Origin of the sequence: Aliikangiella marina (genome assembly GCF_007004765.1) — a bacterium.
In the GTDB taxonomy this organism is placed as follows: Bacteria; Pseudomonadota; Gammaproteobacteria; order Enterobacterales; family Kangiellaceae; genus Aliikangiella; species Aliikangiella marina.
This window is the reverse complement of record NZ_VIKR01000005.1, coordinates 165,182-181,111: the sequence shown is the minus strand read 5'-3', so window position 1 is coordinate 181,111 and position 15,930 is coordinate 165,182. Positions and strand designations below refer to the sequence as shown.

The 15,930-nt window shown below is 41.0% G+C and carries 16 protein-coding genes; all 16 read right to left on the bottom strand.

Going from position 1 to position 15,930, the window contains the following annotated elements; translation table 11 throughout:
* Window positions 1–2: 2 nt before the first annotated feature.
* The 16 genes from FLL45_RS18070 to FLL45_RS17995 all read right to left on the bottom strand — a co-directional run bounded on the left by FLL45_RS18070 (window position 3) and on the right by FLL45_RS17995 (window position 15,926).
* Window positions 3–1,205 carry a YbfB/YjiJ family MFS transporter gene (locus FLL45_RS18070; protein ID WP_142943455.1) on the bottom strand — a complete coding sequence of 401 codons (1,203 nt, stop codon included), beginning with the start codon at window positions 1,203–1,205 and terminating at the stop codon, window positions 3–5.
* The gene (locus tag FLL45_RS18065; RefSeq protein WP_142943454.1) at window positions 1,202–1,834 is read right to left on the bottom strand and encodes an SCO family protein; all 633 of its coding nucleotides are present in this window, start codon (window positions 1,832–1,834) and stop codon (window positions 1,202–1,204) included. The genes FLL45_RS18070 and FLL45_RS18065 overlap by 4 nt, the downstream gene beginning before the upstream one ends.
* Complete coding sequence (cyoD, locus tag FLL45_RS18060) at window positions 1,835–2,170, bottom strand: cytochrome o ubiquinol oxidase subunit IV (RefSeq protein ID WP_142943453.1); 336 nt, start codon at window positions 2,168–2,170, stop codon at window positions 1,835–1,837.
* Window positions 2,171–2,794 carry a cytochrome o ubiquinol oxidase subunit III gene (gene cyoC, locus FLL45_RS18055; protein WP_142943452.1) on the bottom strand — a complete coding sequence of 208 codons (624 nt, stop codon included), beginning with the start codon at window positions 2,792–2,794 and terminating at the stop codon, window positions 2,171–2,173.
* A 15-nt stretch (window positions 2,795–2,809) separates the two neighbouring features.
* Entirely contained in the window at window positions 2,810–4,900 is a 2,091-nt protein-coding gene (cyoB, locus tag FLL45_RS18050; RefSeq protein ID WP_142943451.1) for a cytochrome o ubiquinol oxidase subunit I, read from the bottom strand.
* Complete coding sequence (gene cyoA / locus FLL45_RS18045; protein WP_142943450.1) at window positions 4,890–5,735, bottom strand: ubiquinol oxidase subunit II; 846 nt, start codon at window positions 5,733–5,735, stop codon at window positions 4,890–4,892. The genes cyoB and cyoA overlap by 11 nt, the downstream gene beginning before the upstream one ends.
* 560 nt (window positions 5,736–6,295) lie before the next feature.
* Window positions 6,296–6,715, bottom strand: coding sequence for a DCC1-like thiol-disulfide oxidoreductase family protein (locus FLL45_RS18040; RefSeq protein WP_142943750.1), 420 nt, complete (start codon window positions 6,713–6,715; stop codon window positions 6,296–6,298).
* Window positions 6,716–6,737: 22 nt separating this feature from the next.
* On the bottom strand, window positions 6,738–7,367 hold the full coding sequence (locus tag FLL45_RS18035) for a DUF4166 domain-containing protein (RefSeq protein ID WP_142943449.1): 630 nt from the start codon (window positions 7,365–7,367) through the stop codon (window positions 6,738–6,740).
* A complete protein-coding gene (locus FLL45_RS18030; RefSeq protein ID WP_142943448.1) occupies window positions 7,357–8,490 on the bottom strand; it encodes a saccharopine dehydrogenase family protein in 1,134 nt (377 codons plus the stop codon). The genes FLL45_RS18035 and FLL45_RS18030 overlap by 11 nt, the downstream gene beginning before the upstream one ends.
* Complete coding sequence (locus FLL45_RS18025) at window positions 8,487–9,431, bottom strand: acyl-CoA desaturase (protein WP_142943447.1); 945 nt, start codon at window positions 9,429–9,431, stop codon at window positions 8,487–8,489. Before FLL45_RS18025 ends, FLL45_RS18030 begins: the two co-directional genes overlap by 4 nt.
* 154 nt (window positions 9,432–9,585) lie before the next feature.
* Complete coding sequence (locus FLL45_RS18020; RefSeq protein ID WP_142943446.1) at window positions 9,586–10,596, bottom strand: helix-turn-helix domain-containing protein; 1,011 nt, start codon at window positions 10,594–10,596, stop codon at window positions 9,586–9,588.
* Between the two features lie 476 nt (window positions 10,597–11,072).
* Complete coding sequence (locus FLL45_RS18015; protein WP_142943445.1) at window positions 11,073–11,489, bottom strand: GNAT family N-acetyltransferase; 417 nt, start codon at window positions 11,487–11,489, stop codon at window positions 11,073–11,075.
* Between the two features lie 217 nt (window positions 11,490–11,706).
* A complete protein-coding gene (locus FLL45_RS18010; protein ID WP_142943444.1) occupies window positions 11,707–11,907 on the bottom strand; it encodes a hypothetical protein in 201 nt (66 codons plus the stop codon).
* Between the two features lie 410 nt (window positions 11,908–12,317).
* On the bottom strand, window positions 12,318–13,520 hold the full coding sequence (locus FLL45_RS18005; protein WP_142943443.1) for a DUF4189 domain-containing protein: 1,203 nt from the start codon (window positions 13,518–13,520) through the stop codon (window positions 12,318–12,320).
* A gap of 245 nt (window positions 13,521–13,765) precedes the next feature.
* Complete coding sequence (locus FLL45_RS18000; RefSeq protein WP_142943442.1) at window positions 13,766–14,218, bottom strand: TonB family protein; 453 nt, start codon at window positions 14,216–14,218, stop codon at window positions 13,766–13,768.
* Window positions 14,219–14,234: 16 nt separating this feature from the next.
* On the bottom strand, window positions 14,235–15,926 hold the full coding sequence (locus tag FLL45_RS17995; protein WP_142943441.1) for a TIGR03545 family protein: 1,692 nt from the start codon (window positions 15,924–15,926) through the stop codon (window positions 14,235–14,237).
* Window positions 15,927–15,930 lie beyond the last annotated feature (4 nt).

Genomic DNA, 15,930 nt, shown 5'->3' with positions numbered 1-15,930 from the left:
GATTAACTTTTGTAGTAGGGATACAACTCTTTGCTTTCTTCGCGAAGCGCAAGTAAACAGAGCATGCCGACGACCATTATGCCGCTAACGATATATAAGGGCAGTCGGAAACTACCGGTCAGCTCGGCGACAATGCCCGCCATAACCGGCGAAATAATTTGCGCAATACAATAACCCAGCGTCAATTGCGCCATCACCTGAGTCGCTTTAAGACCATAGAGCTTACCAACCGTACTTAGGGTTAATGAAATAATACCGATAAAGGTCGCACCAAAAAGGATGGATGCTAAAGCGGTTGTATAAACGCTGGTAGAGGTTGCAAGTACAATATTCCCGACAACATTGAGACCGAAAACAACTTTTAATGTCGTTAAACGACCGACTTTTCTCGCGATGCGATCCCACAACAGGGCAGCGATCGTCGCGCTAATACCAACCAATAACCACATCCGCTCGCCTAAACCTTCAAGCGGTTGAAGCTCAGTGATTAGCGAGGTGAAAGTAACATTCGCTGTATTACTAAACCCGGCACAAAAATAGGCTGCTGACATTAACATTAACCAACGCTTAGAAGGAAGTTTCCCTTCATGATTGGCATGATCCATCCGCGACATTTCAATTTCATTTTCCTTTGGCATAGGAAGCAATGCCACCGCAGGAATAAAAAACAAAAAACCGACCGTAGATAACACCACCCATTGCCATCGCCAATTTAATTCGAATAACGAATCTAACGACGTTGCTTCAACAACCAATGCACTCACAATAATGCCAACGCCGAGTCCAGCAAAATGGATGCCCAGCTCTTGGCGATAACCATTGTGATGCAACCAGTTAAGGATTAATCCTGTACCCAACATAAATCCTGTCGCTGTTGCCACGCCGGCAAAAAATCGACTGGCATACCACACGATTTGATGTTCATGAGCAGCCATAATTACCGTGGCAAACGCAGCGACAAAAAGGCCATAACGATAAAAGAAGTCCTTGGCTCTTAAATCACTCACTAACCACACGATAAACAAACCAGTTAGATAGCCCCAGTAATTTATCCCAGCAAGAAAACCAGCCTCACTTGGCGTGATGCCTAACTGTTCTTGCAAATTCGGGATCATCGGGGTCAAGCTATAACGAGCAATACCCATACTCAAAATCAGAGCACAAATTCCGGAAAACAATACCGAAAAACGAGTTGCTTTAATCAAAGACTTTCTCCTTCTTTAATCAGCTCGCGTAATCGCGCGCGGATTTCATTAGGGGTTGAACTATGCCGCATTGCATCGACCAACTCACCTTTTTGATTAACGAGATAATAGCGAGAGCTATGACGAAACGCTCTGCCTTTATCAAATTCTTCTAAATCATTGGGCGCATAATAAGAGCCGTATTCATCGATCACATCACGGATTTGATCGAGCGTACCGGTCACACCCACAACATTTGGATGATATTTTTTCGCGTACGCATCCAACGCTTCATAGGTGTCGTCGGCGTCAACACTCACTAAAATCACTTGAATATTGTCGACTTCTTGTGGCTCCATCGATTCAAGAGTTCGCTGGATAGTTCGCATTGAAACTGGACACACTTGAGAGCATTGGATAAAGCCGAAATAGACAATCACTAATTTGCCACGATAGTCACTCAGTGATACATCACCATGCAAACTGTTCAGTGTAAACTCACCACCCAAAACGCCATCTTCACCACCAACATTGCGAGAAGGTAAATCGTCAGAGGTCAGTAAGACATAGGATAAAATCACGACAATCGCCGCGCCGATCACCATTGCAGCATAAGTAATTCTTTTAGAATAATTATGCGTCGTTTCCATCTAGTGACCCATCATCATATTGTGATTGAGGTGCGCCATGATCCAAATTGATCCAACAATCAATATCGCCACCAACACGACCACAAAAACGGCTGACGTGTTATTCCAGATTTGATCGGAGGATGTATTCATGTGCAAAAAGAAAACCAGCTGCACCATAATTTGTGCCACAGCAGTTATCAAAATAACAATTACCGCTGTGGTACCACTGACCGCTTCAGTCATGACGATCCCAAAAGAAAACGCCGTTAGCACAATGCAAAGTAACAAACCAATCGTATATTCTTTTAGACTACCATGGGCCGCTCCGCCGTGATGTTTTTCTGTTGAGGCCATTTACAGTACTCCCATTAAATAAACAACACTAAATACACAAACCCAAATGATATCCAAGAAGTGCCAAAACAAACTTAAGCACATCAAACGAACCTTATTGTTCTCAGTGAGGCCTTCTTTTTGAATTAAAAAAACTAAAACAATTAACCAAATTAAACCGGCTAAAACGTGGAGTCCATGGGTACCCGTTAGCGCATAAAAAGCTGACCATGCGCCGCTTGACCAAGCTGCCGCGCCGGCTTCAGTAAAATGAATAAATTCATTAATTTCCATTGCAAGGAAACCAGCACCCAAAACCCAAGTTGCACCGAGCCAACTAAAGAGTCCTTTGATGTTACCTTTATTCGCTTCGAGGATAGCAATACCGAAAGTGAAACTACTGAATAAAAGTAGCGCCGTGCCCTTTAAAACATAATCCAGTTCTACTAAATCTTTCAGTTCTGGTGTACCCGCATAATTGCCACCGAGTACTGCAAACACTGCAAACAATGTTGCAAATAAAATCACATCGGATAAGACGTAGATCCAAAAGCCAAAAACAGTATCGCCGCCATAATCATGATGCTGCTCTTTTTCGACATACCCTGTGTAATCTGCTGGCGGTGCTGAAAGTTCTGTACTCATTATTACCACCCTACCTTAAATACTGATTGCTACAGCATCATCTGCTGCACCATCTTTTCCAGGCTGTTGACCTGTACGTTCAAGCTCTTGGCCTTTTTTCAATTTGCCATATCGCTTTTCTTCAATTGCTTCGATTTCCGCTACTTCAACGTAGTAGTCTTTCTTTCTCTCGAAAGCGTAAACAATCCAAGAAACCAACATACCTAAAGTACCGGCGATAGCCATCCACCAGATATGCCAAACCATGGCAAAACCCATCACTAGGGAGAAACCACTGATGACAATTCCTGCCCAAGTATTCTTCGGCATGTGAATTCGTTCATAGCTCTCAGGACGCTTGTGAGCCAAGCCATACTTTTTCAAGTCATGGAAGTGATCTCTGTCTCTCACATGAGGAATTTTTGCAAAGTTATAAAATGGTGGTGGCGAAGAAGTCGTCCACTCAAGGGTTCGTGCATCCCAAGGATCGCCGGTTAAATCACGGTTTTTCTTGTGGTCACGAATACTTGCAAAAATTTGATAGAACTGAGTCAAGATACCAAACAAAATAATCACCGCACCTAAACCGGCAACCATCAACCAATCATTCCAGACTGGGTTGTCATAGTAATTAAGACGACGAGTCATCCCCATAAAGCCAAGTACGTAAAGCGGCATAAACGCGAGGAAGAATCCAACGGTCCAGAAACCACAAGCCCACTTCCCTAGGGTCTCATCGAGCTTAAACCCGGTCGCTTTCGGGAACCAGTAAGTGAGACCAGCAAAATATCCAAAGAGCGCACCACCAATGATTACATTGTGGAAGTGAGCAACCAAGAACAAGCTGTTATGTAATACATAGTTTGCCGCTGGAATGGCCAACATCACGCCCGTCATTCCGCCGATCGAGAAGGTTAAGAAGAAAGCCACTGTCCACCACATGGGTGAGGTATATTCGACTCGCCCCTTGTACATGGTGAAAAGCCAATTGAACAATTTTACCCCCGTAGGGATTGCTATCACCATCGTCGCAATTCCAAAGAAAGCGTTAACACTTGCCCCTGCCCCCATGGTGAAAAAGTGATGTAACCAAACTACAAAAGACAACAACATAATGACCACTGTTGCCCAAATTAACGAGGTATAACCGAAGAGCCGTTTTCGCGAGAAGGTCGCTGTTATCTCCGAGAAAATACCAAACGCAGGAAGAATCAAAATATAAACTTCAGGATGTCCCCAAGCCCAGATCAGATTCACATACATCATTTGATTACCACCCATATCGCTGGTAAAGAAATGAGTACCCATATAACGATCGAGTGTTAATAACGTTAAGGTGACCGTTAAGATTGGGAAAGCAACAACGATAAGTCCGTTGGCACAGAAAGATGTCCAAGTAAATACTGGCATTTTCATTAGCGTCATGCCTGGTGCACGCATTCTTAAAATCGTGACAACAAAGTTGACCCCGGTTAACAGCGTCCCTATCCCAGAGATCTGCAGACTCCAGAGCCAATAATCGACCCCGACCCAGGGACTATAGTCAACCCCCGAGAGTGGTGGATAGGCTAACCATCCGGTAGCCGCAAACTCTCCAACAAACAATGAAACGTTAATCAATAATGCGCCAACCACAAACAACCAAAAGCTCAAACTATTCAAGAATGGGAAAGCAACATCACGCGCGCCAATCTGAAGTGGCACAATGATATTCATCAGACCAACAATAAACGGCATCGCCACAAAAAAGATCATGATTACGCCGTGCGCCGTAAAAATTTGGTCGTAATGTTCCGGCGGTAGATATCCGGCACCGGATTCGCTCGCAACCGCCATGGCTTGTTGAGAGCGCATTAACAATGCGTCAGAAAATCCGCGGATAAGCATGATCAGAGAGGTAATGATATACATGATGCCAATCTTTTTGTGATCGACAGTAGTAAACCACTCTTTCCACAGGTACTTCCATTTACCGAAATAGGTGATCGCACCTAAAATTCCGATGCTGCCAATAACAACCGCAGCAAAAGTGGTCACCAAGACAGGGTCATGGTACGGGAATGAATCTAATGTTAGCTTGCCGTATAACGGATGAGGATCGGTAACGAGAGTATAATTACTGGCCATCTAACGCTCCTGCGTACTGCTCGATTATTTCACTAAATAACAATGGGTTAACAGATGAATAGTGAATTGGTTTGACGTCACGCGACTTAACTCGTAACTGTTTTAACGTGGCTTCATCTAGTGGGTTTGCCGAAGACTTCACTTTCTTGACCCATTCATCAAATCCCACTTCTGAAGTGGCAATTGCTTTAAACCGCATTCCAGAAAATCCGAAACCACTGTAATTTGCCGACAGACCTTCGTATGTCCCTTCTTCGCTCGCCATCAAGTGAACTCGATTTTCCATGCCTGACATTGCGTAGATTTGCGAACCCAATCGCGGAATAAAGAACGAGTTCATCACGGTATCTGACGTCACTAAAAATTCGATGGGTCTATCGACGGGGATCGCCATTTCGTTCACTGTAGCGATCTCATGCTCTGGGTAAATGAATAACCATTTCCAATCCATGGCCACAACTTGAACGACCATAGGCTCTTTGTCAGATTCTATCGGTTTACGCGGATCCATTGAGTAACTGGTAGTGTAGGTAATGATTCCTAATGCAATGATGATCAGGATAGGAATCGTCCACACGATAGCTTCGATAACGTTAGAATGCTCCCAATCAGGTTTGTATTCTTGCTTGGTATTGTTCTTTCGATAACGTATCGGAAACCACACGCCCATGATCGTTACCGGAATAACGACTATTAACATGACCAACGCAGAAATTATTAAGAGGTCCATCTGACCCTCGGCGATCGGCCCTTTTGGATCAAACAGTTTAAAGTCACAAGCACTTAAAAGCACAGTGAGAGAGACGACTACAAGAGTCTTGGCTAGATTAACCATTCGCTTTTACTTCATCCTATTGGGTTAGTGACAGCAATAACCACACTTTTAGTAATGATTCTCATTACCCTAGGTTCAAACAGCGGCGATCCTATATGAAAAAGGTCCGAAGATCACTATAATTTGAACGGAATTTTAAAATTATTTTTAGGCAAAACAGTTTCGCCTAAAATTCTTCTCAACAGTTCGTTACAACCGAACAATTGCTCGAAAAAATTTACTTAACATTTCTATTCTTTTGGGTTGATAACTCTATTTTAAACTGCTTTTTAAGAAGCGCTCTTGAGTATCTTAGGCAAAGCATTAGACACTTAACTCTTGCCTAACTTGGTTAAACCGAAAAATTTTTTAAATTTTGAAATCGTCAAAGGAGGCAAATATTTTTAACGCTTTTGATAAGATTAAGTTATAAAAAATAATCTTTCAGCGTGTATGATAAAACTTTTGAAATGATTTCGAGAACCCGCATTCTCAAAGATAGATCCTACATAATTTAGAAAACACAATTCAAACAGTTAACTTGAGTTAACTCGTTGAGCATAAAAGGCGAATCCTATTTTTTAAAACTTCTGATTACTTTTTAGCGCTAAATTATTAATCTTTTTCACCCCTAAAACTTTCAATAATAAGTTTCTAAAAAATCGACAGAGCGGATACAAAATCATTGAAAGCTTTTTCGAATTAAACATCCAATAATTTACACGATTGAAGAATGTTGACCGGCTACTGATCATTGCGAGTGCATGAATAGCATCCGAGCCATAGAAAATATTACCATTCATTTGCAATACCATACCTTGGTCTATATCGAGCCCCATTTGCGTAATCTGAGCCATCACTTCTGAATTTTCGCGTGCATTAACTAAAACTAACTCGCCGATATCTTCACGAATCCTAACCATCCGGCAGTAGTTATCACACAAAGGGCACTCTTTATCATAAACCAATAAAATTTGATTCTTCTCTGCTTTAACATTCATCACTTCGTTTTTCCTAATAGCTCTATTGTGACTCTGAAAATTGACCGATTTGATAATAAGTGCGACCCAATAGCTTATGGGTAACATCCAACTTAAATTCAAACCATTCATCCGACAATGCCCGCTGGGAAACGGTCATTTTACCTGGCGTTAACCAATCCGGAATCTTTATTCGCTTTTTGCCTAACTGAAGAAAAAAGTAATCGCTCTCAAATACGATTGCGCCCGCACTTTCTGAAGGATTGAGTTTCATTCCAAATCCGCAACCCACAACTTCAACTAATACACCATTGGCCTGAATAACTTTAGTTGATTTCACTCGGTTGACTGGTTTGTTCTGGTATTGATAAAAACGGTCCCAAGTCATTCCACCTAATATGCTATTTTCGTAAACATGGACCTTCATAGGAACATTCATTCCTTCATAGAGTGCAAGCGGCTGACCGATTAGTCTGCACACTTGTGCAAACAACTTGCCCATCGTCGACAAGTAAATTTCACTCATTACGCCTTGGTATACCACTGCTTTGTTTTGGTCATCACCAAATCGTTTCTGCACCAGCGGGTGAAGTTTATGCCATTGTGATTCTCCAAGTAATGCCCGGTAACTAATTTTTGTGTTGGGGATTTTTCGAGGCGGATTAAGACTCATAATTCACCTCCTTTTGGTAAATTTCCCAGCGTCGGGCAACTTGAAAAAATTCCTCTAACGAAAACAGGTTGATACAAGGCCGAGCGCCAGCACTCAACTGACCAGTCTGAATTTTTTCGACTAATAACTCCGCCGCAATCGTTGGTACATTAGGTCCGGTTCCTTTCTCGGCGACTAATTGCCAATAGATAGCTTTCTCTTTACCATTTTTATCTAGACCTTTTAGATTAAGATACATTCCACCAACATCACTACCCCAACGATAAAACCAATAACTCATTTGAAGTAACTGATGGGCATAACGAGACAAATTTTTGATTAAATTTATTCGTCTTAACCAAGACAGAACCCACAAACCGATGTGTAGAATGCCCAGCTCCAAACCCGCTTGAAAACGAACGGTTTCTACTTGAGGATAGATAGCCGGCAGTAGTTTCAGATCCGGGATCTCACAATTACTCATCCAGCGCTTACCTATCGGCGAACCAAAGTCATACCGCTTGATATCTTGCCAACCAAATACTGATTTCCATTGCCCCTCGGACAGTGTTTCAAAAGGTCGACCGGTGTAGGATAAGATCGAGCCGACCGTTCCTTTACCCCGCTCAGTATGGTTTCCGGGTGAAATTCCATACTCAACTGATTGAAGCGTTTTAAACTCAGTTAAATAGTGTCGGATAACCGCGTCTGTCAAAGCTGGAATTGTGCTCGTCCCAGTAACCAAAATTACGCCTGCGTCTCTCGCTTGCTGATTGAGCTTTTCGGAAAATTGAGTGACAAATTCAGAGTCATCGGCAAGATCAATGTAGTGACAGCCATATTCGATACAAGCTTTGGCCACCCCATAGGCACACTTGCCTTTTTGTAATTGATAGGGACCGGCAGCATTGATGACTAGATTGGGTTTTATAAGCGATAACTTAGCTTTAATATCATCACTGGTGACATCTAATTGAGCTGTTTCAATTTCAGTATTCGCCGATACCGAAAAATAGTGTTTTGTTTTTGCTAGCTTCTCTCCTGAGCGACCGGCAACAATAATTTCATATTGATAAAAATTAACCAAGCTTTCGACTAATCGTTTTCCAAAAGTGCCATAACCGCCTATCACTAAAATTCTCATGATTCGGCCTCCGATTGGTTAAAGGCATGCAGTGGGTTATTTATTTCAATGAGCTCATTTCTCGGAGGCAAATCATCAGGAAGCTTAATGTTCCCTACTAGACCCAGCCATTCAAGTACTTTCAGCACCCACCAACCTGGATCCAGTTCTCCTTGATTAATCCCTAGTTTCGCTGATCCCGGAAAAGCATGATGATTATTATGATAACTCTCGCCCATGGTTATTAATGACGCGAATTTAATGTTGAATCCTTGAGCGGCAGCCCCTGAAACATGCCAATGCTTTTCCCCGCTGTTATGTGCAAAATAACCGATTAACCAGTGGCCGAGGACTGATATAGAGACTCTCGCGAAAATTCCCCAAACTACCCACTCTATTCCGCCGAGGAAAAACAACACTGCAGCTAAGGGCAATTGTTGCCATTTCCAATATTTTTCCATCCAGTAATAGACTTTGTCGTGTTCAACTTCGGCTTCAAATTCTACTGTTGGTGCGGAGTCAAACTTAAAATCACAAAATAACTGCCAAATAAAATCCTTTCTCATTGGCTGCTGGTGAGAGAAATAGTCATGGCATTGCGGTTGTCGTTGTGCCCAGTCTCTTAAATCATGAGTTCTAATCATCCCCTTAGGACCAGCAAGACCCACAATAACCCCACAGTGAACTAAAAAATATTCGAGCCATTTGGGTGCTTGATAGCTTCGATGAATTAATAATCGGTGCATACCGAGCGAATGCCCCAAGCAAAGCGTTATTGCCGTGGTAATGATAAAAACAAGAAAATTTTCCAAGGACAGTGTCAACGCACAGCCGATTAAGGTCATCGTAAAAATTGAACCCATCCAAAATAGCTTATCGATAGACCACACAACTGTTCCGTCTACTGCTGAGCCAGCGTTGTTTTTCACCCGTTGATTTTCATAGCATGCTTCATTTTTCATCTTATTTTCCGCTTTGATTTGATGTCTGAAGCAAACTTTAGAGAAAAGTTAAGTTGAAAAACTCCTCATTGATAAAAAAGTAACAGATATAATTTTATTCTTTATTTATCAGTGAGTTAAAAAGTTCCAGAATGATAAAATGAGAATTCTGAGGCTAGTTTTGGAAGGATTTTCTATAGTTTCCAGGCGATTGGCCGGTAATTTCTTTAAACGCCGCGTAGAAGTTTGACTGAGATTTAAATCCGGTCTCCATACTAATCGATAGTATTGAAGATTGAGGTTCATTTTTAAGCAGATACTTTGCTCGCTCGATGCGCACTTCTCTCAAATATTGAGAGAAGCTAACCCCAAACTGGGTATTGATTAATTCAGATAACTGATGGCTTGTTAGCTCTGTCGCCTCAGCCAAGGTCGAAAGATTCAGGTTTTCATTTTGGTAAATATTGGCCTGCTGCATTAACTCGTCTAATTTCGCCTTACTTTGGTCGACATCGACTTTACTTAGTGTAGACGTCATATAGCTCAGCTTAACCGCCTCAGTTAGCTCGTTGAGCAAATCCGGGTAAATGATTAATGCTGCCGTTACCAGCATGTAGGCTAACCCTATTCCGTTGGCATAAAAATGATAAAAATAAGCATCATCTATATAGGTGGCCGAAAAGCCAACCACTAACACACCCAGTGCAAACAGCGAAAATGCGACAAAAAAGAAAAATTCAATCTCGAACCGATTTCGATGGGTTCGAAGGCGATACAAAAGGTTAGTCAGCCAGACGCAATAACCCGCGCCAATCAAAAACGCCATAGGTACTGCAATTTCCCGATCAACAATGAAGACAAACGGAACTGGCAAAAAGTGGAGTGCACTAAGCGGCCGAAATCGATATTCCGGAAAAAGGACAAAACGACTGAAGAAATAGAACATAGGCGGGATGGCAAAGGCCAAAGTACGATAATAGAGGGTATCGAGTGGTTGTCCCTCCCACTGGAAATAACTTAAGTGCTCAAGTTGCAAGGCGGCTATCCCAGACAAGAACAAAATCGATGAAATAATCGAAGCGGGCTTTTTATTGTTACTCTCTAGAAAAAACACATAACAAATAATCAAAATCACTGAGATTATCAACGAAAATCCAATATTGAGGGTTGTGATGAGATTTAGCATTGTCTTTGTATTTTTAGAGTTGCTTTTATTGTTATAGCGTATAGAAACGTCAATACCTGAAGAGTAAGCGATTTATTTCAACTAGTCTATGAGATGTTGAATTATGATTTCGAGCCTTTCTCAAAGTGACTCGATCGTAAACAATTGCCGACTAATCATAAACTGTATTAGCTCATACTCGATCTGAAAAATTAGAATTGAGGGTTTGACCTAATCGTACAATTCTTAACTTGCTAAACGACCAATAGCCGATATATCTGAGCGGCACTTGCTGCCATAATCGAGACGTTCAACATTCTTAAAAGTAACACAGAAATATATTATCGATAGCGGACACTCAACGTCCGCATAAGGGGCAGCAAACTTAAGCGGCGGTTTGTTAAACTTGGGCGGAGCACCAAACTAACCGCTGTGTAGTTTTGATGTCCCAGCAGCGCTTTTCAGCGCGATTTGATGCTTTTGTTATACGTCAGTTGCTAACTATACCTTTTTACTAGAAAAAAGCGTTCTGGGCTATTTGGTATGTCTGCAACTTTACCAACGATCTCAAAACCGAGTTTTTGATAGAACTTTGGGGCTTGGAAAGATAGCGTGTCTACCTGTGCAGCTATGCAACCTCGTGCTTTAGCTTCACTCTCCGCGCGAAGCATTAAGTTGGTTCCTAAACCACTACCTCTAGCGCTTTCACTAATCCATAAAATTTCAATTAAGAGTTGATTGTAAATAGTGCGACCAGAAACACCACCAATTATCTTTCCAATGTCGTCAGTTGCAATAACGGATAAGGGTTTCGATTTTTCATTATCCATGTGTGACATGTTGAACTGACGCAACTCAGAAACCAGAGTTTCAAATATCTCTGAGTTTTCTTCATTGTATACGGCAATATGCACTTAGCACTCCTTTCTGGCGTATAACGCCAAGCTAATAAGCGTGTTGTTCGCGTCTTTTTCAGTGTATGGTTACGTGTTTTCACTATCATTGAATACGTTCTTGTCAAACCAAGCCTCTGAATGCAACCAAGGGGGTCAGATCACTTGAAACAGCGACCGACTGTATTTCTGAAAAATTAATACCACCTGTGACTGACTTCAATGTGTAGCAAACAGTCTAATCGCTCAGCATATACAGAGCATAAATCGTCACCGATGCTATTGCAAGGAGGGCAAGTAAGACCAAAATTCGATTTGCAGTAAGCGCTTCAGCTTCTATTTCAATCAGCTGATATTCGTAAGAAGAATAAACTTTCGTGAATGCCCAAAAACTAATTACCAGAAGTACGGCCCAATAACTTTGAAAAAAGATTACCAACAGTACTCCTACCATTATTAGAAGATGCATATAACAGTATCATCCCGAGAAGAAGTAGTAACAAGACATCCACAAGATGAGCAGCTAAGGATAATAGGCGCTACTAAAAAACAGGCTCTCTATAGATAAACAAGTTTCCCCGCATAAAGGACAACTTCTAGTTATCTTTCTCATCTTATTCATAGCAATAGTCTAGATTTTTGAGTAGTGGAGTTTGAGCACCATGATTCGTTATTCTTGAAGCTTTTTGACTCTGCCCCTAATTTCCCAAATTTAAAATAGTTATTTTCCATTACATTCTATCCATGAACTTTTTGATTCTGACTCTAATTTCCTAATTTCTAATTATTAACTTCAAAACAATGTAAATATCATGAGGAAGAACGCTAAGCTTTCAAAAATTTTTCTGGTTAATTAACCGTTTCCATTATGTAATCAACAACATCTTGGTCAACTTGATTATTTACAATAATAATTCGACAAGATCGCTCTGTTGTTCCCCATTTTTCATTCATCGCTTTACAGCCATTCATTGCATATTCAATGGCATACTCTGGTTTAATAAAGCCTATTGCCTCACTTTTGATAGATAATGAACTCATTGCAATAGCACGATGTCCTTTACTATTACTGTACGAATGCCAACTCTTTCTTAAGCGTTTCATTATCGGTTTTGGTAGGGTTGCGGTAATCTTTTTCGGCGCACGCTTGATATCTTTGGTGCTCACTGTTTGTTCTAAAATTTGATCATCGACGGCAATGATTCGACAAGAATTAGGTTTTCTATAATCACACTTTTCCAAGGCTTTATCTCTGGCCAATTCGATGGATGGTTCATTAATCGCGTAGCCAGAATAGTTGGCACCTTTAATAGCATAAGCTCGATGTGTATACGGTCGTGCTAAATAAGCTAAATAGTCATCCAGTTGATAAGTCATCTTAATAGATTGAGGAATTGCTTTAATCGTTTCAATATTGACACTTTGAATGGTAGGCATTTCTTCGACCCAACCGTCGATGGCTTGGTTGTTCACATCTATCAAGCGGCAAGATAGTTTCTTCTTGGTATATTTTTCACAACTCTCTAGCGCAGCGGATTTAGCAACACTATCAACCGACTTACTGTTAGAGTATCCCCAAGAAGTGTCATCAGCGAGTGCAAAGGCCTTGTGCCCAGGATGCTTCAAATAGCGTTTGTACTGTTTAACCAGTTTTGGTTTTCCCTGCAAAGCACTGGGGATTTTGTTATCAGGGAGCGGCCAACTAAGCTCTGAGGCTATTTTAAGTTGTTTTTTCAGTAATTCATATTCAACCGAATCAGTTTCAATATCACCATTGAGATCAACAAGCATACACTGCCTAGCTTGGTTAGAATTTTGACAGTTTTTTAACGCATTTTTTTTAGCGAGTGCTTGGCTCCCATAGTTCCAAGACGATCCCCAGCTTCCATCTTTCGAAACATAAAATGCTTTGTTGTTATTTTGCATTTGGTACTGCAGATATCCTTCTAGCATTTCTAAACTATAAAGTTCGCTCGGGACTGGTGTCGCTTTTAATTTTTCCGTTATCAACAATGAAAAAATAAAGCACACAGTGATTAATATTTTATACATCTATCACTCCATGATATTTGAGATTTAGGACAAGCTTATTAAGTATTGGTGTTGGTGTTGGCCATCAGCACCATATTCGCTAGCAACATGGTCAATTTATAATGAAGCCAGTAAGAAAACTTTCGACTCTATCGCAAAATCAATTCAAAAAAACATTGAGTCACAAGTAAACTAAAACACGCGAGGTTTAAGCATGATTTTATTGATTAAATAACTGATAGAGTCACTAGAAAGTTTTCGCTTAACTAGACATTTTTATTGCTACAAGCTAATTGACTCTGTTGCTGGCACATTGCCTTTGCCTTTTCGCCTGACTCATTACTCATACAGTAATCGAATCGTATGGTGCGTGATTCTGTGTTGAGTTTTGCAGAGGAATCGATTGGCGACCATTGCCATTTTTTTAACATGCGCTTGGTATACTTGGCCACTTTCTTTTTAGCATTAGTTTGCACTATGCTAATATTCTCTGTCTCGCCTGCTTGGTTGACATCGAAATTCAATACAACACAGCCCGTTGACTCTGACATAGCGAGCTCTTTTGGATAGGTGACTGTTTTAGGATCGGTTCTTTGCCAATGTATTTTTTCTTTAGGATTGACATCAGTCACTAGAACATCACCATATAGTTTTTTGGCGCTAACCGAAGTCGAGAGTGTCCCTAATGTAATTACCGAGAGTACTAATATATTTTTCATTTTTTATCGTTTCCTTTTATATTTTAATTTTTCCTAAAATTTCCTTTAACAAATCGTCTTTACTACCCAACTGTTTTTGCCAATCGTCAAGATTACCATTGAAATCCTCAAGACCAGAAATGTCTCCCACTTTTTCGGTAATTTGTTGTTTAAAATCGGCTTTTAAACTTTCCGCTTTTTGTTTAACTTTCTCGCCGACCGCATCTTTTAATAAATTTTCAAGGCTCGATTTCAGCTTGACTTTAGGCTCACTGACGCTACCAGTTACTTTCAAATCAAAATCAACGACCTTTTGACTATTGATGCTCGCTGCTAGCGTTTTTTTCCAGTCACTCAAGCCCTCGGGCGCCGTTAATTGCGGTGAAGTCACTTTGAAGGTCGCACGTAAATCGATTTTTTCTAACGTTAGTTCACCTTGAATATCTGCGACAAAAACACCCGAATCGATTGTCCAAGCACCTTCTTCGGTTTGCATGAGCTGCATATTGGTTACCGGCCATGCATCGATTTTCGAAGACAACTTAGTGAGCATTTTATTACTACTCGGCCAGTCACTGGACATATCAAAACTCGCTTTTCTATCACCATCAAGTTTTAAGTTCATGACTGCCGGATTGCCGGTCAGCCATGGCAAATAACCTAGGTTAAATCCATCACCATCAAGCGTCCAACCGGTATCGCCACCGCCTAATTTAATTTTCTTGATAAGTATTTCTGGAAAAAGTTTTTCATCTTCATAATAAACTTTATCACCAACTTGAACGGCTAACTTATCTGTTTCTGATTGTGATTCAGCCGTTGCAGGCTCACTCTCCATTCCTTGGGTCATTTCGATCGCTCTTTTTACCCATGGCGTATATTTTGGCCCTAGATATTTATCAATAATACCGTCGATACCGTTACCTAGACCAAAATCGCTCATCACGGCGTCCAAATCGGCCTCTGGTCCATTTTTAACATCAGTTAATTGCTTGGCGAGTAAACGCCTATCTTGTTTAAGTTTATCCGATAAGCCGCTGATGTTTTTTCGCTCTGCATCTATCTCTCGCTTCAATTTTTTCCATTCTTTTGCATCTTTTATCAAATTAAGTTTATTTTTCTTAAGACGTTCGGACAGTCGATCATATTCCTTTTTAATGTCGTCTGTTCTTTGTTCAAAGGCCTTTTTATCTAATACTTGTTCCCATTCTCCTTTAAGTTGTTGTTGGGTATCTTTTAACGTGTTGACTCTTCTCACCGTTATTAAGTCGGCTTTTTCAACCGCAGATTTGATATCTGATTCACTTAATTCTGGAATATCAATATCTAGCGTTTCCTGGACAAATTGAGCTGACTTTCGACCGCCAGCAAGCTCACCGCTTTCTGTTCTAGGTGTCGCAGTTTTTACTCCATCTAAGACTAACTCGTCGATTACAATCTTTTTCCAAAGTAATGACTCTGAGTCAATGGCCATTTTTATCTGCGAAGACTCAAATATATTTTCCATCGGTTTATCAGGGTTGGCAGCGTACACTTGATTTAAAGTAACCGATACAGGGAAAAGAGTCAGGTCGACATCGCCAACTTCCACTTTTGCGCCTAATGCCTCTGAACCGACCTGCTCTATTGTGTCGCCGATAATCTTGGGGGCGAGTAAAACCCAAGAAAGCGCTAGCAACACCAGAAGTGCGATAAAAACACCAATACCCCACCAACGAATAATTTTCATGATT

What these genes read in the sequence shown, in the direction of transcription:
- FLL45_RS18065 (WP_142943454.1), bottom strand. Translation starts at nt 1,834, where the DNA reads ATGGAAACGACGCATAATTATTCTAAAAGAATTACTTATGCTGCAATG.
- cyoD (WP_142943453.1), bottom strand. Translation starts at nt 2,170, where the DNA reads ATGGCCTCAACAGAAAAACATCACGGCGGAGCGGCCCATGGTAGTCTA.
- cyoC (WP_142943452.1), bottom strand. Translation starts at nt 2,794, where the DNA reads ATGAGTACAGAACTTTCAGCACCGCCAGCAGATTACACAGGGTATGTC.
- cyoB (WP_142943451.1), bottom strand. Translation starts at nt 4,900, where the DNA reads ATGGCCAGTAATTATACTCTCGTTACCGATCCTCATCCGTTATACGGC.
- cyoA (WP_142943450.1), bottom strand. Translation starts at nt 5,735, where the DNA reads ATGGTTAATCTAGCCAAGACTCTTGTAGTCGTCTCTCTCACTGTGCTT.
- FLL45_RS18040 (WP_142943750.1), bottom strand. Translation starts at nt 6,715, where the DNA reads ATGAATGTTAAAGCAGAGAAGAATCAAATTTTATTGGTTTATGATAAA.
- FLL45_RS18035 (WP_142943449.1), bottom strand. Translation starts at nt 7,367, where the DNA reads ATGAGTCTTAATCCGCCTCGAAAAATCCCCAACACAAAAATTAGTTAC.
- FLL45_RS18030 (WP_142943448.1), bottom strand. Translation starts at nt 8,490, where the DNA reads ATGAGAATTTTAGTGATAGGCGGTTATGGCACTTTTGGAAAACGATTA.
- FLL45_RS18025 (WP_142943447.1), bottom strand. Translation starts at nt 9,431, where the DNA reads ATGAAAAATGAAGCATGCTATGAAAATCAACGGGTGAAAAACAACGCT.
- FLL45_RS18020 (WP_142943446.1), bottom strand. Translation starts at nt 10,596, where the DNA reads ATGCTAAATCTCATCACAACCCTCAATATTGGATTTTCGTTGATAATC.
- FLL45_RS18005 (WP_142943443.1), bottom strand. Translation starts at nt 13,520, where the DNA reads ATGTATAAAATATTAATCACTGTGTGCTTTATTTTTTCATTGTTGATA.
- FLL45_RS18000 (WP_142943442.1), bottom strand. Translation starts at nt 14,218, where the DNA reads ATGAAAAATATATTAGTACTCTCGGTAATTACATTAGGGACACTCTCG.
- FLL45_RS17995 (WP_142943441.1), bottom strand. Translation starts at nt 15,926, where the DNA reads ATGAAAATTATTCGTTGGTGGGGTATTGGTGTTTTTATCGCACTTCTG.